This is a genomic window from Clostridium sp. AM46-21 (assembly GCF_003480025.1).
In the GTDB taxonomy this organism is placed as follows: domain Bacteria; phylum Bacillota; class Clostridia; order Lachnospirales; family Lachnospiraceae; genus Coprococcus; species Coprococcus ammoniilyticus.
This window is the reverse complement of the sequence record NZ_QUIB01000021.1, coordinates 44,283-63,862: the sequence shown is the minus strand read 5'-3', so window position 1 is coordinate 63,862 and position 19,580 is coordinate 44,283. Positions and strand designations below refer to the sequence as shown.

At 38.6% G+C, this 19,580-nt stretch carries 28 protein-coding genes; all 28 read right to left on the bottom strand.

Annotation, left to right across the window (positions count from 1 at the left end):
- Positions 1-144 precede the first annotated feature (144 nt).
- Complete coding sequence (locus tag DW959_RS13110) at positions 145-396, bottom strand: hypothetical protein (RefSeq protein ID WP_118616367.1); 252 nt, start codon at positions 394-396, stop codon at positions 145-147.
- Positions 397-492: 96 nt separating this feature from the next.
- A complete protein-coding gene (locus tag DW959_RS13105) occupies positions 493-840 on the bottom strand; it encodes a hypothetical protein (RefSeq protein WP_117785668.1) in 348 nt (115 codons plus the stop codon).
- A 248-nt stretch (positions 841-1,088) separates the two neighbouring features.
- On the bottom strand, positions 1,089-1,946 hold the full coding sequence (locus DW959_RS13100; protein WP_118616365.1) for a hypothetical protein: 858 nt from the start codon (positions 1,944-1,946) through the stop codon (positions 1,089-1,091).
- Between the two features lie 11 nt (positions 1,947-1,957).
- Entirely contained in the window at positions 1,958-2,725 is a 768-nt protein-coding gene (locus DW959_RS13095; protein ID WP_118616363.1) for a hypothetical protein, read from the bottom strand.
- A 27-nt stretch (positions 2,726-2,752) separates the two neighbouring features.
- Complete coding sequence (locus DW959_RS13090) at positions 2,753-3,115, bottom strand: hypothetical protein (protein WP_117822099.1); 363 nt, start codon at positions 3,113-3,115, stop codon at positions 2,753-2,755.
- 6 nt (positions 3,116-3,121) lie between these two features.
- The gene (locus tag DW959_RS13085; RefSeq protein WP_117822100.1) at positions 3,122-3,436 is read right to left on the bottom strand and encodes a hypothetical protein; all 315 of its coding nucleotides are present in this window, start codon (positions 3,434-3,436) and stop codon (positions 3,122-3,124) included.
- Between the two features lie 72 nt (positions 3,437-3,508).
- Entirely contained in the window at positions 3,509-3,916 is a 408-nt protein-coding gene (locus DW959_RS13080; protein WP_147340233.1) for a hypothetical protein, read from the bottom strand.
- 646 nt (positions 3,917-4,562) lie between these two features.
- Positions 4,563-5,468, bottom strand: a complete 906-nt coding sequence (locus tag DW959_RS13075; RefSeq protein ID WP_117822102.1) for an Abi family protein — start codon at positions 5,466-5,468, stop codon at positions 4,563-4,565.
- Between the two features lie 271 nt (positions 5,469-5,739).
- Positions 5,740-6,138, bottom strand: coding sequence for a 30S ribosomal protein S9 (gene rpsI / locus DW959_RS13070; RefSeq protein ID WP_008402708.1), 399 nt, complete (start codon positions 6,136-6,138; stop codon positions 5,740-5,742).
- Positions 6,139-6,155: 17 nt separating this feature from the next.
- Positions 6,156-6,590 (bottom strand): 50S ribosomal protein L13, encoded by a 435-nt coding sequence (gene rplM / locus DW959_RS13065; protein WP_008402709.1) that lies wholly within the window; start codon positions 6,588-6,590, stop codon positions 6,156-6,158.
- A gap of 211 nt (positions 6,591-6,801) precedes the next feature.
- Complete coding sequence (locus tag DW959_RS14935; RefSeq protein ID WP_279221009.1) at positions 6,802-7,395, bottom strand: glycoside hydrolase family 3 N-terminal domain-containing protein; 594 nt, start codon at positions 7,393-7,395, stop codon at positions 6,802-6,804.
- Positions 7,332-7,946 (bottom strand): glycoside hydrolase family 3 N-terminal domain-containing protein, encoded by a 615-nt coding sequence (locus DW959_RS14930; RefSeq protein ID WP_118616359.1) that lies wholly within the window; start codon positions 7,944-7,946, stop codon positions 7,332-7,334. Before DW959_RS14930 ends, DW959_RS14935 begins: the two co-directional genes overlap by 64 nt.
- Positions 7,939-8,676, bottom strand: coding sequence for a tRNA pseudouridine(38-40) synthase TruA (gene truA / locus DW959_RS13050; protein WP_118616357.1), 738 nt, complete (start codon positions 8,674-8,676; stop codon positions 7,939-7,941). The genes DW959_RS14930 and truA overlap by 8 nt, the downstream gene beginning before the upstream one ends.
- 15 nt (positions 8,677-8,691) lie before the next feature.
- Positions 8,692-9,492, bottom strand: coding sequence for an energy-coupling factor transporter transmembrane component T (locus tag DW959_RS13045; RefSeq protein WP_118616355.1), 801 nt, complete (start codon positions 9,490-9,492; stop codon positions 8,692-8,694).
- Positions 9,493-9,508: 16 nt separating this feature from the next.
- Complete coding sequence (locus tag DW959_RS13040) at positions 9,509-11,434, bottom strand: energy-coupling factor transporter ATPase (RefSeq protein WP_118616353.1); 1,926 nt, start codon at positions 11,432-11,434, stop codon at positions 9,509-9,511.
- 70 nt (positions 11,435-11,504) lie between these two features.
- Positions 11,505-12,041 carry a bL17 family ribosomal protein gene (locus DW959_RS13035; RefSeq protein ID WP_008402714.1) on the bottom strand — a complete coding sequence of 179 codons (537 nt, stop codon included), beginning with the start codon at positions 12,039-12,041 and terminating at the stop codon, positions 11,505-11,507.
- A 72-nt stretch (positions 12,042-12,113) separates the two neighbouring features.
- Entirely contained in the window at positions 12,114-13,070 is a 957-nt protein-coding gene (locus tag DW959_RS13030) for a DNA-directed RNA polymerase subunit alpha (RefSeq protein WP_008402715.1), read from the bottom strand.
- Between the two features lie 129 nt (positions 13,071-13,199).
- Entirely contained in the window at positions 13,200-13,793 is a 594-nt protein-coding gene (rpsD, locus tag DW959_RS13025) for a 30S ribosomal protein S4 (RefSeq protein WP_008402717.1), read from the bottom strand.
- 19 nt (positions 13,794-13,812) lie between these two features.
- Positions 13,813-14,208, bottom strand: a complete 396-nt coding sequence (gene rpsK / locus DW959_RS13020; RefSeq protein ID WP_008402719.1) for a 30S ribosomal protein S11 — start codon at positions 14,206-14,208, stop codon at positions 13,813-13,815.
- Positions 14,209-14,320: 112 nt separating this feature from the next.
- Positions 14,321-14,689, bottom strand: a complete 369-nt coding sequence (gene rpsM / locus DW959_RS13015) for a 30S ribosomal protein S13 (protein ID WP_021944966.1) — start codon at positions 14,687-14,689, stop codon at positions 14,321-14,323.
- Positions 14,690-14,934: 245 nt separating this feature from the next.
- Complete coding sequence (rpmJ, locus tag DW959_RS13010; RefSeq protein WP_015533797.1) at positions 14,935-15,048, bottom strand: 50S ribosomal protein L36; 114 nt, start codon at positions 15,046-15,048, stop codon at positions 14,935-14,937.
- 179 nt (positions 15,049-15,227) lie between these two features.
- Entirely contained in the window at positions 15,228-15,446 is a 219-nt protein-coding gene (gene infA, locus DW959_RS13005; RefSeq protein ID WP_008402721.1) for a translation initiation factor IF-1, read from the bottom strand.
- Between the two features lie 49 nt (positions 15,447-15,495).
- A complete protein-coding gene (gene map / locus DW959_RS13000) occupies positions 15,496-16,263 on the bottom strand; it encodes a type I methionyl aminopeptidase (RefSeq protein ID WP_117822138.1) in 768 nt (255 codons plus the stop codon).
- Between the two features lies 1 nt (position 16,264).
- On the bottom strand, positions 16,265-16,909 hold the full coding sequence (locus DW959_RS12995; RefSeq protein WP_021944968.1) for an adenylate kinase: 645 nt from the start codon (positions 16,907-16,909) through the stop codon (positions 16,265-16,267).
- 170 nt (positions 16,910-17,079) lie between these two features.
- Complete coding sequence (secY, locus tag DW959_RS12990) at positions 17,080-18,393, bottom strand: preprotein translocase subunit SecY (RefSeq protein ID WP_117807170.1); 1,314 nt, start codon at positions 18,391-18,393, stop codon at positions 17,080-17,082.
- 2 nt (positions 18,394-18,395) lie between these two features.
- Positions 18,396-18,836 (bottom strand): 50S ribosomal protein L15, encoded by a 441-nt coding sequence (rplO, locus tag DW959_RS12985; RefSeq protein WP_117807169.1) that lies wholly within the window; start codon positions 18,834-18,836, stop codon positions 18,396-18,398.
- 24 nt (positions 18,837-18,860) lie between these two features.
- Entirely contained in the window at positions 18,861-19,043 is a 183-nt protein-coding gene (gene rpmD, locus DW959_RS12980) for a 50S ribosomal protein L30 (RefSeq protein WP_008402727.1), read from the bottom strand.
- A gap of 14 nt (positions 19,044-19,057) precedes the next feature.
- Positions 19,058-19,567, bottom strand: coding sequence for a 30S ribosomal protein S5 (rpsE, locus tag DW959_RS12975; RefSeq protein WP_008402728.1), 510 nt, complete (start codon positions 19,565-19,567; stop codon positions 19,058-19,060).
- Between the last annotated feature and the right edge of the window lie 13 nt (positions 19,568-19,580).

Below are 19,580 nucleotides of genomic sequence, written 5' to 3'. Positions count from 1 at the left end.
TAATCTTTTTATCCAAAATTATTGTACAAATTTCTTTTTAAGTTATATCCAAAATAAAATTTTTCCTTATTATTAGATTCTACTGTAAATTTCTTTTTAAGTTATATCCAAAATAAAATTTTTCCTTATTATTAGATTCTACTGTCACACTTTGTAAAAAGATACAATAAATGTCAATACAGTAACCATCCCTGCCGAAAAAAGAAACATATCTTTTCCGCTTAATTTATGTATATTTGTTTTTTCTAATAAAACATATAAAACTACTATAAAAATACATGAAATGTTTTTTATTGGATGTAACACAATATCAATAAAAAACATAATTAGTTGCCCCAGTCTATAAATAAGGTCGCAAAGCACATTTTTAATTTTTTCTTTTATATTTCTTAACATAAATAATCCTCCTTTATATGACATATATTATCATTTCTTGTTCATTGTTTAAATAAATTATGTGTTTGTATAAGAAAATAATCTAACCCTTTATTTCTAATAATCACCCCCTTTACAACAAAAATTGTCCACCTTTCGCCGATATCGTACAATAAAAGAATTGTAAGCCTTACCATCACAGGATAATACAAATGCGCCTACTTCATCTTTGCAGGAAGCATCTTTGTATACCTCATATACAATACCTGTTACATCTTCTCCTTTCTTATCAGATTCCGGCAGTTTTGCTTCGATCTTGACATATCCTGTCTGATCAGCATCTCCCGGTGTTGCAATTTCAGCAGCCGATGATGAACCAAAGCTGCTTGGAATGACTGTCACTACCATAAGTGCAGCCATGATTGTGGATATGATTCTTTTCCACTGTCTTTTCATTTTGAACATCTTTCAGTCCTCCTTTGAAAATAATATTTTTATTTATAAAAAAAGGACGAGTGTCAAAGCACCATATCTGGAAGAATCTTTATCATTCCTCCGGCAGCTATGACCATCGTCCTTGTTATATTCAATTTTGTGCAATAAAAAACCTCCACATTTCTGTAGAGGTCTTATATCGTTCTATTGAACTGATTCTATCATATCACACCTGAAATCCCACTTCCAGGTTTTCTTGGTTTTCTTGGTTCTGGAAATTACTTATACGATACTCCAGCAGTAACCTTATCCTGCTCATTTCCATTAATGTCAACAAGCACTCCACTTTTTTTTGGTGTGTAAATTAACTCTCCATTCTTATTAACTACATGCTCTGTCATGATATCTCCACATTCAGTACATTTATATGTTTGATCCCACTCTGACCATTCTTTTTCTACTACTTCTTCTACGTCTGCATAGACTGCATCGTGATGCTCATAGCGTAAAAGTTTCTTTATGAGATGATTTCCACCATGATTATTGGCTTTGTGATGCTCTAGTAATTCCTCATAAGTCTCGTATGCGCATTCCTGATCGTCAATTCCCCTTCTACTACAAGAATTACATACATACCAAGGTTCTTCACTATAAATTGGTTCATCGTAAGCATCTCGGATCTTCTTGTTGACTATCTTGGTAACTGCAGCATGTTCTTTATAATTGGTCTTAACCGGTGACAAACTACTGTTCATAACCACCTTCCACTTACATACATGAGACTGCTGCTCTTGATTGCCATTCGTACCAGAATTCTGTTCTCCATCATTACCGGATCCATCACTATTATCGGAACCATTTTCAGTTACCTTTGTACACTTTCCCGATGCGTCAACCGTATACTTTACTCCATTGACTGTAACTGTTCCATTCTTCTTGATATTGCCGTTATTTGTAACGTAATAGGTTTGCTTATTGCTACCAGATCCAACCTTATAAGCTCCTTTTGTGGTAACTGGTTCGTTTGTGTCCGATCTAACAATTTTGTTGCCGGATTTTTTTAATGTCACTCTCTTTCCATCTTTATTAAATACATTTATATATCCACCTACTGTAACAGTCGTTTTGATCTGCACTTTTCCATTCTTTACAAATACAGATCCATTCCAACCATTTTCATAAGCTTATCAGATACCTCACCTGCAGAAGTGATCTTACATGTCCCCTTTGCTGTTTCCTTATAAAGAACCGAGCCTTTTGTTCCTACATAGTATCCCCTTGGATTCGTTATACTGGACAAATTAGCACCCGAAACACGTTTCCAACCTGTTTTACGCACGATCTTATCTTCTGACACATAAAATGCTTTCTTTCCGATGATAATAATCTTTCCATTATACTTTTCTAGGGACTGTTTCTTAAACTGACCATTACTCCACTTCTGATAATTTCCACCGGTAATTTTAAGAGATACTACACCATTACTATTTACATAGTACGCATACTTACCGGCTATCTTTTTCCATCCAGTTTTTTTCTCAATGTTCCCATTTTTATTCACATAAAAAGCTTTACCTTTGATGGTCTTTGTACTATTCTTCTTCACTGGCTGCTTCTTAAACTGACCATCACTCCACTTATAATATTTTCCTTTAGTGATCTTTACAGTAACATTACCTTTCGATCCAACATAGTAAGTGTATTTTCCGGCAACTTTCTTCCAGCCAGTCTTTTTATCCATTTTTCCGGATGCATTCACATAATAATATTTTCCATCAACTTTCTTGATTGTGTTGGTTGTTGCATATATTTCTGCATTCGTTGCTGCGGATACTGTCATACCGGAAAACATAGACAGGATCATACATGCAGCTATTAACAAAACAACTAATCTTTTACCCTTATTCTTCATCATAGTAACCACCCCTTTTTCTTACCTACTCTATCTACTTCTATGCTTTGGTTTCATTTTTTGTGTCAGCTCCTGCTTAGCGAATCTTCCTGGCGTTCCATCATACTCAAATTGCTTTGACAGGGAATGTACCTTGAATACATCCGCTTGATGAATCTCCCGGAAGCACTTTGTCAGATATGGATACTCCCATATCAAATCATTTAACAAATGCATAACCTGTGTTGTGCTTAACGGCTTTTTACTCATATAGACACTACCTTCTATATGCTCCCATCCTTCCTTTTCCAGGAATTTTCGAACATCTAAATATGCTTTGATGTAATTATTCTTTCCAAGTATAGCCTTTGCAACCTTTGTGTCAATATCAAATGATAATTGTTTTCTCCTCATATTCCACTACCCTACATATCGTCTTTCATGCTGACGAATCCATGATCTGGATTCCTCTATACAGTTCTCTTTCTCTCCGTCTACATCAAGTGTCCATTCATCCAGATAATCTAGATAATGTACATCTTTTCTTGTAATTTTAGGAATATACATGCCGATTACACACAAGGCATCCTCTCCATCTTTCACAAAGAATCCCGGCTCCGGCTCTGCGATCTCATATTTTTTAGCATGATCCCGCATTGGGGCAAGCATTTCATCCTCGGTCTTTCCTGCCTGTTTTAACTTATCTTGGTTAAATACAAATCGTAATGTTACCATCTATTCTCCTTTCCGGCTTTTTTATTTGCATATATGCTCACTTCACAATATGATCCATGGTATACTTTTATCTCACTCATTTCTATCATCCTCCCGGATCTTGTCGATCGCTGCTTTAATACTTAGTGTATGCAATGGATCAAACTCATCTAGTATCTTACAGACATCATACTTTTGCATGATTTCTTTACCAGAAATGCCATACAAAAAATGCCAGTAAGTTATTAGATATCCAAACCAATACGCATCATCTTCATATAATGGACTATCTGCGTCTTTCGCCGGTAAATTATCCTGGTATTCTTTTTCAAATGTTCTTAAAATATAAGATTTCGCCTGCGAACATAATGTCTCGTCAAAATCAAATACCGCCTGGCAGGTATTTGAAAAGCACCATTTCTTTATAAACTGATAACGATTATATTTTCTATCATGCATTGCAATCGAAAATACCTGACCAATCTTTTCTATTAATTTCAATTCAAAAATTCCATTATTCATCACCCTATGCCATTAAAGATATCTAATTGCCTACAGACTACCTGTTCAATAGTAATTCACTTTTACCATTTTTTATAAACAATCCTTCCATACCAGTTAATATGCAAAACACACTATAAGCTATTATGATATCTATTCTATCATAGTTCACACAAAAAAACACTCCAGAACACAAATTCCAAAGTGTGTAATATACTTTTCTAAAGTGTCATATTCTGCTTTGAATTGTAAGTCTTCTGGTCAAAGTCCAAGCCGGAATTACGAAAGAATATAAAAAAGCGTCTTGCACAAGACACCTTGTAGAGTGTTACTAGTGTGTTACTAGTACGTTACTAGTAATTAATTTCTGATGTGTTTCAGGGGTGTTTCTGCTCCTATACAAAATAAAGAAAACCCGCAGAAATACTTGATTCCTGCGGGTTCTTGAAATATTGAATATAATTGTTTCTTATCTCTTTGAGAACATCAAATATTGATTTTAAAACATTCAAACACATTTTGTCAGTTACGTGTTCGTTACCGAAAATATCTCTGATGTTATCCACACTGCTTTATGCAAAAAAAATTGGGAACGAGTAAAGACCCATTCCCTACAAAAAGTTAATTTTTTAATCGTGTATATATTTTAACACGCTTCATTTATATAGTCAACAACTTTTTTTACAAAAAAATATGCTGTTTTTATGCATTCATTTTTATCAAAATACTCTTTATTTTTTATTGCACGACCATCTATAAATTCTTGTATCTGCTTAAACCTCTTCTCTTTCACAACATCTGCATTAATAAATTCATTGTAAACATAAAGCAATGTAACAAAATCATACAAAAACTTATTACTCAATTTGTTCTTTCTCATAGACGCACCTATTCCATCTATATTTGAAACAAATTTTATAATTTTAACAGATGGCTTATTTGTTCCTTTTTGAAGTTTATTTATCAGGCAATTACTATGTGCAGTTGCATTTCTTAAATCCCTTATTGAATACAACAAGTCACTATCTTTTAAACGCCCTGGATACCTCTCCGTATAATACTCATACAACTTCACCATATCTCCAAAAGATATTAATTCTACAAATACCCATGCAGGAAAATATGGATAATACTTCTCTATCAATTCTCTGCAATATTCACTAGATTTGTGTTTCTGTATATTTTGACAACTTCTCTCATACTTTGTAACAAATCTTCTAATAATATCATAGCCATCTTCTTCTGGATTATCCTCTATATCTTTTAACAATCTGGTTTTTAAAGCATGTTCGACATCAAGACACATTTGCAATATTAAATACCGTAAATGCATATCAATGGTTGACAATTCCTGCAAATAAGCAAAATCAAGATTTATGTACTTATCGTTACTTTTTTGCTTGTCATAATTGGCTCTATAAGATGCTAGTTTCATGTAGTAATTATTATTTTGAAGAAATACCTTTGCATCTTCTTCTTTAGCTATATCAAATTTTATTCCCTTTATTTTCATATGAGATATCAATTCGTCACTTGTTTTAAGTAATTTCATAAAAATTCCCCTTTGTACTTTCTATCATTATACTCCACTACAATTGATAATAAAAGACATTTTTCAACATCATATCTTCTTATATACAAATTACTGAGAAAGAATTATTTTAATTATGGTGATCATTTGTCAGTTACCTGTTAGTTGTGTGTTAGTTATCGATAGATTTTCGTGTGTTTTGAGGATGTTTGATAAATTTTCAGAATATAAAGAAAACCCCGAAAATACTGGATTTTCGGGGTTTGTTGCTCTTTTTCGATATTCGGTTGAATTATCTCTTTGAGAACTGTGGAGCACGACGAGCTGCCTTTAAGCCGTACTTCTTTCTTTCCTTCATACGAGGATCTCTTGTAAGGTATCCGGCCTTCTTGAGGATTGGTCTGTATTCTTCTGAATCAGCCTCAAGTAATGCTCTTGAAATACCATGTCTGATAGCACCGGCCTGACCTGTGAATCCGCCGCCCTTTACGTTAACCATAACGTCGAACTTACCATCTGTACCTGTAGCAACTAATGGCTGCTTAACGATAACTTTCAGTGTATCAAGTCCGAAGTACTCGTCCATATCTTTCTTGTTGATTGTGATCTTACCAGTACCTGGAGCGATATAAACTCTGGCGATACTGCTTTTTCTTCTTCCTGTTCCATAGAACTTAGTTGTTTTAGCCATTGATGATATCCTCCTTCTTAGTACTTAATCTCTAAAACTTCTGGCTTCTGAGCCTGCTGCTTATGATCAGGTCCAGCGTATACATAAAGCTTTGTAATCATATCTCTTCCAAGTGGTCCCTTTGGAAGCATTCCCTTAACTGCTAAACGGATAACATCCTCTGGCTTCTTAGCCATCTTCTCTTTTAATGTAGTCTCTTTCATTCCGCCTACATAATCTGAGTGGTTGTAGTAGATCTTCTGATCCATCTTCTTACCGGTAACCTTGATCTTGTCTGCGTTTACTACTATTACATAATCACCTGTATCGATATGTGGTGTAAATGTTGGCTTGTTCTTTCCTCTTAAAATGCTTGCTATCTCTGATGATAAGCGTCCTAAAGTATGTCCTGTAGCGTCAACTACATACCACTTTCTTTCTATTGTTGATGGGCTTGCCATAAAGCTCTTCATCGTGGTACCTCCTAAATTATTTTCTAAAATATTAATATGGTATATCCTCAAATACGTTGTTTACCGGGGCATTGGTTCACACCGTATCTTTAAACTTCACACATTTGGACATTATACAATACTCATCCGTGTGTGTCAATAACTTTCTTTATTTTTTCAGGCGTTTTTCTTTATTTTTCAGCATTCATCTGCCATTTCGCATTCAAATATGCTATCTATGTCTGACCGCAAATCTTCCGTTCATACCACGGCGGTATTTCATCATGAGAATTCTTTTGACAGATGCATTGATCCGTTTTTTCGATATCCGCTTTGTCTTGTAAGCCCGAAGCAATGCCTGATATGTTTCTTTATAATGCTCCGTGCAGAGAAGATCGTCTCCTGCCTGAACTGCTCTGACAGCACTCTCACCCTCACTTCCGGTAAAGCTCCGTACTCCTGCCATCGACAACGAATCCGTAACGATCACACCTTTAAATCCCATTGTATTTCTAATGTATTTGTTTACCTTCGGTGATATAGATGCCGGATTTTTAGAATCAAAACAATGTACAATATTATGGCTTACCATGATCATATCACATCCCGACCGGATTCCCGCCTGAAATGGCTTCAGATCCCGGTTCTTGAAGCTACTATAGCTCCGATAATCATGGATCAGGTTTGTATGCGTATCCCCATTATTTCCATAGCCCGGAAAATGTTTTAATGAGCTGATCATATCCTCCTGTTTCATGTTATTCACCACAAGATTGATATATCTGGAAGTATCCGCTGCATTTGTAGAAAAGCTTCTATTGTAAATAAAGTTACTCGAATCATATGCAACATCGGCAACCGGTGCAAGATCGTATTGATTCCAAGCTTTTTCAGAAACTTCGCTTTATCCTTCGTATCCTTTACTATACCATTCCATCCGCCTGCAGAAAATACTGTCCTCGGCGAAGCATATGGTGTGGATCGGAACTGACGGTATCTGGATGCTCTTACTACAGCTCCGCCTTCTTCATCCACTGCGATCAACATCGGAATCTTTGACGCTTTCTGAATTCCATAGATCCGATTTCTAAGTTTCTCCGGTGTACTGTTTTCAAAATCTTCCCCAAACAAAACATATCCGCCAAACTGATATTGTTTCTGGATATTTGCAGCATTTTTAGCAGGAGCCTTCACTAGGATCATCTGGGCTATTTTCTCCTCCCAGCTCATTTCCTTCATCCTGTCAGCTACACGTTGTTTTATATATTTGTCATTATCTTCATAATATCCGGCATGTACATCTGTGCCTGTGTCCATACATATAACAGTCAGACATAAAAGCACACTCATACATATACAAACGATTCTTTTATTCATATCGGATCTCCACCAGTGTCAAGCCTTTCGCTACTGCTGTCGGTCCTGCCTTGCTTCGGTCTCTCGCTTCCAGGATCTCCTTCACCTGCTCCGGCTCCATCAGCCCGGTTCCGACCTGCATCAAAGTTCCTGCAATGATCCTTACCATGTTATATAAGAAGCCATTTCCCGTGATCCTGATATGAACCATGTCATCCGCTTTCGTCACATTTACCGCATAGATCGTCCGAACCGTCGTCTGCACCTGTGCACCTGCAGAACAGAAGCTCTTAAAATCATGTTCACCAACCAGATACGCCGCCGCCTGATTCATCCGCTCTATATCCATCGGATAGTAGCAAAATGCCGCATATAACCGTTTTGTCGGCAGTTCAAACCGCCGGTTCAATATATTATATTCATAGGTTTTTACTGTATCTGCATACCTTGGATGAAAGTCTGCATCCACCTCGCAGGATTCCTGAATCCGTATATCCTCCGGAAGCCGCTGATTTAACGCAAATGAAAACTTATCCCCCGGTATCCGGGATTCAGTGTCAAATACTGCCACATTTCCACAGGCATGTACACCAGCATCCGTCCTGCTGGCTCCGATCACCTTGATATCTTCCTGCACCAGCTCGCTGATCGTCCGATTCAGCACTTCCTCTATCGTTATTCCGTTGTCCTGTACCTGCCAGCCATGATAGTTCGTACCATCATAGGCTACTACTAATTTTACTCGTTTCATTTTCCCGGTTTCCTGTTATAAAAATATCTTCATCAAGATCAATCCTACCACATATACCACCAGCAGACCATATGCAAATGCATCTTTTTTACTATATCTCAACGGTTTCATGCTGGTACGGCATTCGCTTCCGTGATAACATCTGGCGTCCATCGCATATGCCAGATCGGTTGCACGTCGGATCGCAGATGCAAATAACGGAATAAATATCTGGGTATAACTTCGTATCCGTTTGAAAATATTTCCATTTTCAAAATCGGCTCCACGCGAAAGCTGTGCTTTCATAATTTTGTCCAGTTCTTCCATCAGAATCGGAATAAATCGAAGCGTGATTGAAAGCATCAATGCCATATCCGATACCGGAACACGGAATATCTTCAGAAATCCAAACAACTTCTCCAAGCCTGCTGTAAGTGCCAGTGGAAGCGTTGTATATGTCATGATCGATGAACCAATGATCAGGTACACGAAACGGAATACTACAATTCCGGTCGTCTTTAAGCTGCCGGTCGTGATATGAAATCTCCAGATACTGACCAGAACCCTTCCATCACCGTTAAACAGACTGAAAAATGCTGTAAATAATATAAACGCCCAGACAACCTTAAGTCCCCGGCAGATAAAAGAAAGTGGAACACGACTTAATGCCACATACACAATAAGAAATGCTGTTGCAGCAAGAAAAGTCCACAAATCCCTGCACCAGAAGATCGTAACCGCATATACGATCGTGAGCACCAGTTTTGTTCTGGCATCCAACTCGTGAATCGGTGATCTGGTATTGTAATATTGTCCGATTGTAATATCTCTTACCATGCTTCTTTCCTTTACGTTACTGTATATAATCTCGCAACTCGTCGATCACGCCCGCCATGCTTCTTGCTGTGAGTCTTATCTCCGGCAGTAATGCCTCCCTGAACATCGCCATTTCCGGCATCTCTAAGCCCAGTTTTTCTACAATCTCCGGCGTTCCAAATGCCTGCTCTACTGCTCCATCATAGACCAGCTTTCCCTGTCCCATAACCAGTATACGATCTGCAATCTCATACACATCCTTCATGTCGTGTGATACAAAGATTACAGTTATATTCCGTTCTTCATGTAATCTGCGGATCAGTGCAAATAATTCCCGTTTGGATTTCGGATCCATGCCGGCAACCGGCTCATCGAGAATAAGAATCTCCGGCTTATATGCAAGGATTCCTGCAAGTGCTACACGCTTCTTCTGTCCGCCTGAAAGGTCAAACGGAGAATATTCAAAATATTCCTCTGATATATTCACAAGTGCCAATGCTTCCCTTGCCGCCTGTTCTGCTTCTGCTTTCGACATCCCGAAGTTCAATGTGCCATACATTACATCCGCTAACACCGTACTTTCAAATAACTGATACTCCGGATACTGAAACACAAATCCAATCTTCTTCCGCAATTCTTTCAGATTCTTCGTCTTTCCTACATCAATTCCATCAACCTTAAGTGTTCCCCCCATCGGACGGTAAATACCATTTAACATATATAACAGCGTACTTTTCCCGGAACCGGTCTGTCCTGCCACCGCAAGGATCTCTCCTTTTCTGATCTGAAATGACACCTGCTCTACCGCAGGAACCAGTACCGCACCATCCTTATAAGAATACTCCAGATTATCAGCCTCGACCAAGATATCTTTTTTTATCCCGGCATCCAATAACATACCATTGTGTTCTTCTCTATCCATGTTATTTCTATTATCAAGGATATCCTCATGTATTCCATCCTCATTTTTACTTGATGGTATATCTTTCTGCGCCGAATTAAAATGTTCTGCTACTTCTTGTCTGTTTACAAAAGATTTTCCATCACACAAACATGCCTTTATCCTGTCCGCAGCATCCTGTACCGACAAGAGCCCCTCTTTTCTATCAACCAACGCACTTTTTACGTCTTCATCCAAATCTTTGACAAATTTCTTATCATCGGAATAATCTACTTTCAACTCATGCAACAGCTTATATGGCAATAAACTGTCAAGACCAAGCTGCTCTAACTTCTCTACCTGTGGATAAATCTCATATGGTGCGCCAATCAACTCTACATTTCCATCATCCATTACATAGATCTGATCTGCCCGAACCGTTTCCTCCATTCGATGTGTGATCATAATGACCGTGATGCCAAACTCCCGGTTCAAATGATATAAGGTATCAAGTATCTGTCTGCTTCCCACAGGATCGAGCATGGCAGTTGCTTCATCCATAACGATACATTCCGGTGACATGGCCATCACAGATGCGATTGCCAGTCTTTGCTTCTGTCCACCGCTTAGATGTGATACATTTCGTTCCAGATATGCCTCCATCCCTGTCAATCGAAGTACTTCGTTGATTCGCTCCCATATCTTCTCTGCCTGGAAGCCCAGATTTTCCAAACCAAATCCTACATCTTCCGCAACCGTATTTCCTACCATTTGGTTGTCCGGATTCTGAAAGATCATCCCGACTGCACGACGGATGGCCAGCAGATCACCTTCCCGGCTCGCATCTAATACATCAGAATCTCCCTGTATCCATACCGTTCCCTGATTTGGTGCATATAAGCCATTCAGGTGTCTGGCAAATGTTGACTTTCCCGAACCGTTACGTCCAAGAACGGCAATGATCTGTCCCTTATGGGCATCAAAATCCATATCCTTCACAGCCCATTTTTCACCTGTAACATTTCCATCCTTGTCCTTGATATTAAATTTATGTCCAAGCTTTCTCACCTGAATAAAACTCATGTACACGCTCCTAGAAATAAAAAAGCTGCCAAATACACATACATGTACCTGACAGCCCTTATGTTTATAATTATACTAACTCAAGAATAACTTCCATTGCAGCATCGCCCTTACGCTGACCGATCTTGATGATTCTTGTGTAACCACCCTTACGTCCTGCGTACTTTGTACCGTACTCATCGAATAACTTACTTGTTAAATCAACTTTCTTTGTACCGGCTTTCTTTCCGGCAGCATCTGTAGGAACTTCAACAACCGGATATAATACCTTAAGCATTTCTCTTCTTGCATGAAGTCTTGAAGGCTGATCCTTCTTGATGGTCTTTTCTACTTCATCATATACAGTAACTTTCTTACCATCAACAACTTCCTTCACTCTCTTACCATCTTTATCTTTCTTAGCAACCTTAGCGGTAACGGTAACTTCATCATAGTTATCCTTTTCCTTAACTGCTAATGTGATAAGCTTCTCTGCAATCTTAACAACTTCCTTAGCTCTAGCTTCTGTTGTTCTGATCTTACCATGGTATAATAACTGTGTTACCTGGTTACGAAGTAATGCATTTCTCTGTGCGCTTGCTTTTCCAAGTTTTCTATACATTGCCATTTTTATTTATCCTCCTTACCCTTGCGGGTCTTCACTGTGCTTACTATTATTCGGCTTGAGTGGTAAAAAGTATTATTCCTCACTGTCATTCAGTGATAAGCCTAATTCTTTCAGCTTAGCTAATACTTCATCTAATGACTTACGACCGAGGTTACGAACTTTCATCATATCCTCCGGAGTCTTATTGATCAATTCTTCAACTGTATTGATACCGGCTCTCTTTAAGCAGTTGTATGAACGAACTGATAATTCAAGCTCATCAATATTCATTTCCAGAACCTTTTCCTTCTCATCTGTTACGCTCTCAACCATTACATCAACGGATTTTGCGTTCTCAGACAGATCAACGAACAGGTTCAAATGTTCTACAAGGACTCTTGCAGCGAGGCTGACAGCCTCATCCGGTGCGATAGCACCATTTGTAAATACATCAAGTGTCAGCTTATCATAATCTGTAACCTGACCAACACGAGTATTCTGAACTGTAAGATTAACTCTCTCAACCGGTGTATATATAGAATCAATAGCGATGACATCAATCGGTGCATCTGCTTCTTTATTCTTATCAGAACCAACGTAGCCTCTGCCGTTGCCGATGGTGAGTTCCATCTCAAGTCTTGCATCCGGGCCACTAAGATTTGCAATTACAAGATCAGGATTGATGATCTCGATATCGCCGTCTACATGAATATCGGATGCTCTGACAACACAGTCACCAGCTACATCGATATAAGCCTGCTTCGGCTCATTTGTTAATGAATTATTCTTTATTACTAAAGACTTGATATTCATAACGATCTCAGTTACATCTTCCTTTACTCCGGGAATAGAACTGAACTCATGTAAAACACCTTTAATCTTAACGTGTGTTACTGCTGTACCAGGTAATGAAGAAAGCATAATTCTTCTTAATGAATTACCAAGGGTTGTACCATAGCCTCTCTCTAAAGGCTCTACTACAAACTTACCATACTTGTTATCATCTGAAATCTCAACTATCTCAATTTTTGGTTTCTCAAACTCAAACATTTAAGCCCCTCCTTTATGGGTAATTAACTGGTATACTCCAACTTTGCAAATATCATAAATATATTCTGCATCCAGACATCCACACGGGTAAATCCCGGATGGATGTACGGATGATCATATTTATTCTTATTACTTGGAATATAACTCGACAATAAGGGTCTCGTTTACAGGAACATCGATCTGCTCTCTGTTTGGCTTCTCAACTACTTCTCCACAAAGGTTTTCTCTGTCAGCGGTTAACCAACCTGGAACTAAATGTCCTTCTGTTGCAGCAATGATATCCTTATATCTCTGTAAGGATTTGCTCTTCTCTCTGATCTCGATCTTGTCTCCGGCCTTTACCTGGTATGAAGGAATGTTAACACTCTTTCCATTAACAAGTACATGCTTGTGATCTACAATCTGTCTTGCTTCTCTTCTTGTTCTTGCAAAACCTAATCTGAAGATAACATTATCAAGTCTTAACTCAAGTAATGTCATAAGGTTAGGACCTGTTAAGCCCTTCTGCTGCTCTGCCTTAGCGTAAAGGTTACGGAAAGGCTTCTCTAATACACCGTAAATGAACTTAGCCTTCTGCTTTTCACGAAGCTGTAAACCATACTCACTTACTTTTCTGTTTGCTCTTGTTGATTTTCTATTTGATTTCTTGTCAATTCCGAGATACATTGGCTCCATGCCTAAAGATCTGCATCTCTTAAGAACTGGGGTTCTATCTACTGCCATCTTACTCTGTACCTCCTAATTAGACTCTTCTTCTCTTTGGTGGACGACAACCATTATGTGGAACTGGTGTAACGTCTTTGATACTTACAACATCGATACCGCAAGCTGCGAGAGCACGGATAGCTGCTTCTCTACCTGAGCCTGGGCCTTTTACCATAACATCAACAGTCTTTAATCCGTAAGGAGCAGCAGCCTTTGCAGCTGTCTCAGCAGCCATCTGAGCAGCATATGGTGTTGACTTCTTAGAACCCTTGAATCCTAAACCGCCAGCACTTGCCCATGAAAGTGCATTACCTTCAGCGTCTGTTAATGTAACGATTGTATTATTGAAAGATGACTGAATATGAGCCTGTCCGTGCTGAACACTCTTTCTGACACGCTTCTTAGCCACTTTTTTAGTAACTTGCTTAGCCATTAACTCTTAAACCTCCTATGGTTTTCCAAATTTATACAAATGTACTTTATCTTCTGCCCGGTGCAGAAGATCTCTTATCTTCTACTATATATAAGAACAAATGAAAACAGTATTATTTCTTCTTGTTTGCTACTGTCTTCTTAGGTCCCTTACGTGTTCTTGCGTTTGTCTTTGTCTTCTGTCCACGAACAGGAAGTCCCTGTCTATGACGCTTACCACGGTAGCATGCAATTTCCTGTAAACGCTTGATGTTAAGCGCTACTTCTCTACGTAAATCTCCTTCAACAGTCTGTGTTGCATTGATTACTTCGCTGATTCTTCTTACTTCATCATCAGTTAAATCATTACAACGTGTGTCAGGATTAACATTTGCTTCCTTAAGGATACGCTGTGAAGATGTCAAACCTATACCATATACATAAGTAAGACCAATCTCAACACGCTTGTCTCTTGGTAAATCAACACCTGAAATACGAGCCATTCTAATTAACCTCCGTAAAAATTCTTCTGTCCGGCATATCGGATCTCGACATATCTCAACATAAAAATGCTGAGGTGAAATGCATATGTTTCCATCTCGCTGCCTGTTTTTTTATTTTTACTAGCATATAATGATTATGCTACAGCCGCTTTTAAAATTTACAACACATCCGTGTGTGTTGATACTTAAAAAACAAGATATCATATGGATGGGCTATCATCCGGATACCCAGTTTCTTTTTTTGATTAACCCTGACGCTGTTTGTGCTTTGGATTCTCGCAGATAACTCTAACGATACCCTTTCTCTTGATAACTTTGCACTTATCGCATATAGGTTTTACTGATGCTCTAACCTTCATTAGAAAATCTCCTTTCAAAAAAAGTCCGCTACGAATAAGCATTCTATCATTTTTCACAATAGAATGCAAGTCCCATTTTCTATTTTTTTCATATTAATGGGATTATTATGATAAATCACATCCTATAAAGGGAATATCTTTACAGGATGTTCATTACATACCTCTTTATATAGAAGAATTTATTTATCTCTCCAAACAATTCTTCCCTTTGTCAGGTCGTATGGTGATAATTCAATTGTTACCTTATCACCCGGAAGGATCTTGATATAATTCATTCTGAGCTTACCACTAATGTGTGCTAAAACCTTATGACCATTCTCGATCTCTACCTGAAACATTGCATTTGGTAACTTCTCGATTACTGTTCCTTCTACTTCAATTACGTCTGCCTTTGACATTTTTAATCCTCCTTAAAATCCTTGAGATTTTGAATTCATTTTTTATTTTCTATAATTCCAATCCTTCTGCCTGCGACAAGATGATCGGTTTGTCCTCTGTAATAAGGATCGTGTTCTCATAGTGTGCTGCATTGGAACCATCCACGGTTACGACAGTCCAGTCATCATCCAGCCAGTCTACTTCATAATCACCTGCTGTTATCATCGGTTCGATTGCGATCGTCATTCCCGGTTTCAGCTTTGGTCCTTTTTTGATCGTTTCAAAATTCGGTATTTCCGGATCCTCATGAAGATTTGCTCCAACACCATGTCCAACCAGATCTTCTACGATTCCATATCCAAATTTCAAAACATACTGCTCTACAGCCCTTCCGATATCTCGAATATGATTTCCCGGAACAGCAGCCTTCATTGCTTCGAAAAAGCTCTGCTTTGTAACTGCAATCAGATGCTCATTTTCCGGTGAAATCTTTCCTACTCCATAAGTTCTTGCTGCATCGGAGTGATATCCTTCATAGATAACGCCTGCATCAAGACTTACTATGTCGCCCTCTTTCAGAAATCTTGTCTTTGATGGTATACCATGAACAACTTCCTCATTTACGGATACACAGATAGATGCCGGATAACCGTTATAATTCAGGAAGGAAGGAATACAGCCATAGCTTCTGATCACTTCTTCACCAAGTTTATCGATCTCATAGGTTGTGATTCCCGGTTTGATCGCCTTCTTCAGCTCCTCATGTGTGAGAGCCAGAATTCTGCCGGCTTCTTTCATCAATTCAATTTCTCTCTCAGATTTTATAGATATTGCCATTTTATTCACCTAAAATCTTAACGATTGCTGCAAATACATCATTCATATCCATTGTTCCATCAACTTCTTTCAGGATTCCTTTCTTAGCATAGAAATCGATCAATGGCTGTGTCTGCTCATGATATACTTTCAGTCTGTTTAATACTGTTTCCGGCTGATCGTCATCTCTTAAGATAAGATCGGATGAACATACATCACATTTGCCTTCCACTTTTGTAGGGTTATATACAATATGATATGTTGCACCACAGCCAACGCATGCACGTCTTCCGGACATTCTGCGAACGATATTCTCATCCGGTACTTCTACGTTGATCGCATAGTCTACAGAATCACCGATTGCTGATAATGCTTTGTCAAGTGCCTCTGCCTGTGGAATAGTTCTTGGAAATCCATCAAGGATATATCCCTTTGCGCAGTCGTCTGCTTTGAATCTGTCAATTACCAGATCTACAACTAATTCATCCGGAACAAGAAGTCCCTTATCCATATATTCTTTTGCCTTTGCTCCGAGTTCTGTTCCGTTCTTGATGTTTGCTCTGAAAATATCTCCTGTTGAGATATGTGGTACTCCGTACTTCTCAGCGATCATTTTAGCCTGTGTACCTTTGCCTGCGCCTGGCGCACCTAACATAATTATCTTCATATATAACCTCCATTTTTTATTTTCCTGCGGGATACGTTCATTGCAATCCCTCCTGTTATCAGCCGTCCTCCAAATGAACAAGCCATAGATACTTATACTATAATACACGAATAGGAAGTGCACAAGTGTACACTCCCATTTTTCGTGTTTTTTATATCTGTATCTTACAATTAATCTAATAAGAATCCCTGATAATGTCTTACTAACATCTGTGATTCCAGACTCTTCATGGTTTCAATTACAACACCAACTACGATGATGATGGATGTTCCACCGAATGAAACATTTACACTGAAAAATCCGTTGAAGAACATAGGAATCATCGCAACGATCAAAAGACCAACTGCTCCGATAAATATAATATAGTTCAGTATTTTATTTAAATAGTCCTGGGTTGGCTTACCTGGTCGAATACCCGGTACAAAACCACCGCTCTTCTTCATGTTATTTGCAATCTCCATTGGATTGAAGGTAATTGCTGTATAGAAATACGCGAAGAAGAATACCAGTAAGATATATACTGCCAATCCAAGGAATCCCCAAGGATAGTTCGGATTAAACCAGTATGACTGGCTCATTCCCTGAAGGATCTTAGCACCAACACCGGATGGACTCTTTCCAAATAAACTCGTTATAATAGAAGGAATCGCCATCAGTGAAGAAGCGAAGATTACAGGAATAACGCCTGCTGTATTTACCTTAAGTGGAATGTTGGAGGACTGACCTCCCATCTGCTTTCTACCCTGAACTTTCTTTGCATACTGTACAGGAATCTTTCTTTCAGCTCCCTGAAGCATACATACAAGAATGGTTACACATACAACAATTGCAACAACCAGAAGTGCGATCAGACACATTCTGACTGCATCTTTGCCTTTGATGAACTGTGTGTAAATATTCTTGAAATCATTCGGCATGGTTGATACGATGTTAATCAACAGGATAATGGAAATACCATTTCCCACACCACGATCTGTTACACGTTCGCCAAGCCACATTACAAATGCACTACCACCTGTAAGGATAACGATCATTGAAAGCACTGTCCAGAAATTGTAGCTGTCCATGAATCCTTTTCTTCCGAAATTGATCGCAAGACCTGCACTTTCCAGAATTGCAAGACCAATCGTTAAGATACGGGTAATTGCTGTAATTTTCTTTCTTCCGTCTTCACCATCTTTCTGCATTTCTTCCAGAGCTGGAATTGCTATGGTAAGAAGCTGGATGATAATGGAAGATGTAATATATGGTGTTACGTTCAATGCAAATATTGACATCTGATCGAACGATCCTCCGGTGAATGAGCTGAACAGATTGAAGGAATCTCCAAGTGCGTTACTTAGATATTCTTTAATTGCATCTGCACGGATTCCCGGTACAGTAATCAGGCTTCCCAGCCTGACTACTATGAGAACAAAGAATGTGTATAATAATTTCTGTCTTAATTCCTTTACTTTGAATGCGTTGATAAAGGTTTTAAACATTATTAGATCACCTCTGCTTTTCCGCCAAGAGCTTCAATCTTCTCGGCTGCTGACTTTGAAAAAGCATTTGCCTTAACTGTAAGCTTCTTTGTTAACTCTCCATTTCCAAGAATCTTAACTCCATCACGTGGATTCTTTACGATACCGCATTCAACAAGTGTATCTACTGTAACCTCTGCTCCATCCTCGAAACGATCAAGAACTGAAACATTGATTGCAACGATATCTTTGTGATTGATACATGTAAATCCTCTCTTAGGGATTCTTCTATATAAAGGCATCTGTCCGCCTTCAAATCCTGGTCTAGGTGATCCTGAACGTGCCTTCTGACCCTTATGGCCCTTACCTGCAGTCTTACCATTTCCTGAACCATGACCACGGCCTACTCTGAAATTAGTACTATGCTTAGAACCTTCTGCTGGCTTTAATGTTGATAAATTCACGACCTGCACCTCCTTCAAATATAATTAAATCTCTTCTACCTTTACTAAATAACTAACCTGCTTAACCATACCAAGAGTTGCAGCATTGTTAGGAAGTTCAACTGACTTGTTTACCTTTTTAAGACCTAATGCTTCTACAGTTCTCTTATGCTTTGGTACGCATCCGATTGGTGATTTTACTAAAGTAACTTTTAACTTATCTGCCATCTTATAATACCTCCTTAGTTAAGTATCTCATCAACAGATTTTCCACGAAGTCTTGCGATCTCTTCCGGAGTCTTGATCTCTGAAAGACCTTTGATTGTTGCAAGAACTACGTTCTGTTTGTTGTTTGATCCTAAGGATTTTGTACGGATATTCTTGTATCCAGCAAGCTCAAGTACGTTACGAGCAGGACCACCGGCGATAATACCAGTACCTTCTGGAGCTGACTTAAGCAATACTGTTGCACTACCAAATTCTCCGTTCCAATCATATGGGATACTTCCGTTTTCATTTACAGGAACTGTAACAAGGTGCTTAGCTGCATCTTCCTTACCCTTACGGATAGCTTCAGGAATTTCTACAGCCTTACCAACGCCTACGCCTACATGACCGTTTTTGTCACCAACAACTACAAGACATGCAAATCTAGAATTACGTCCGCCCTTAACAACCTTAGTTACACGTTTGATATCTACTACTTTATCTTCTAATTCTAATTTACTAGCATCAATTATTTCACGCTTCATATGTTGTTCTTCC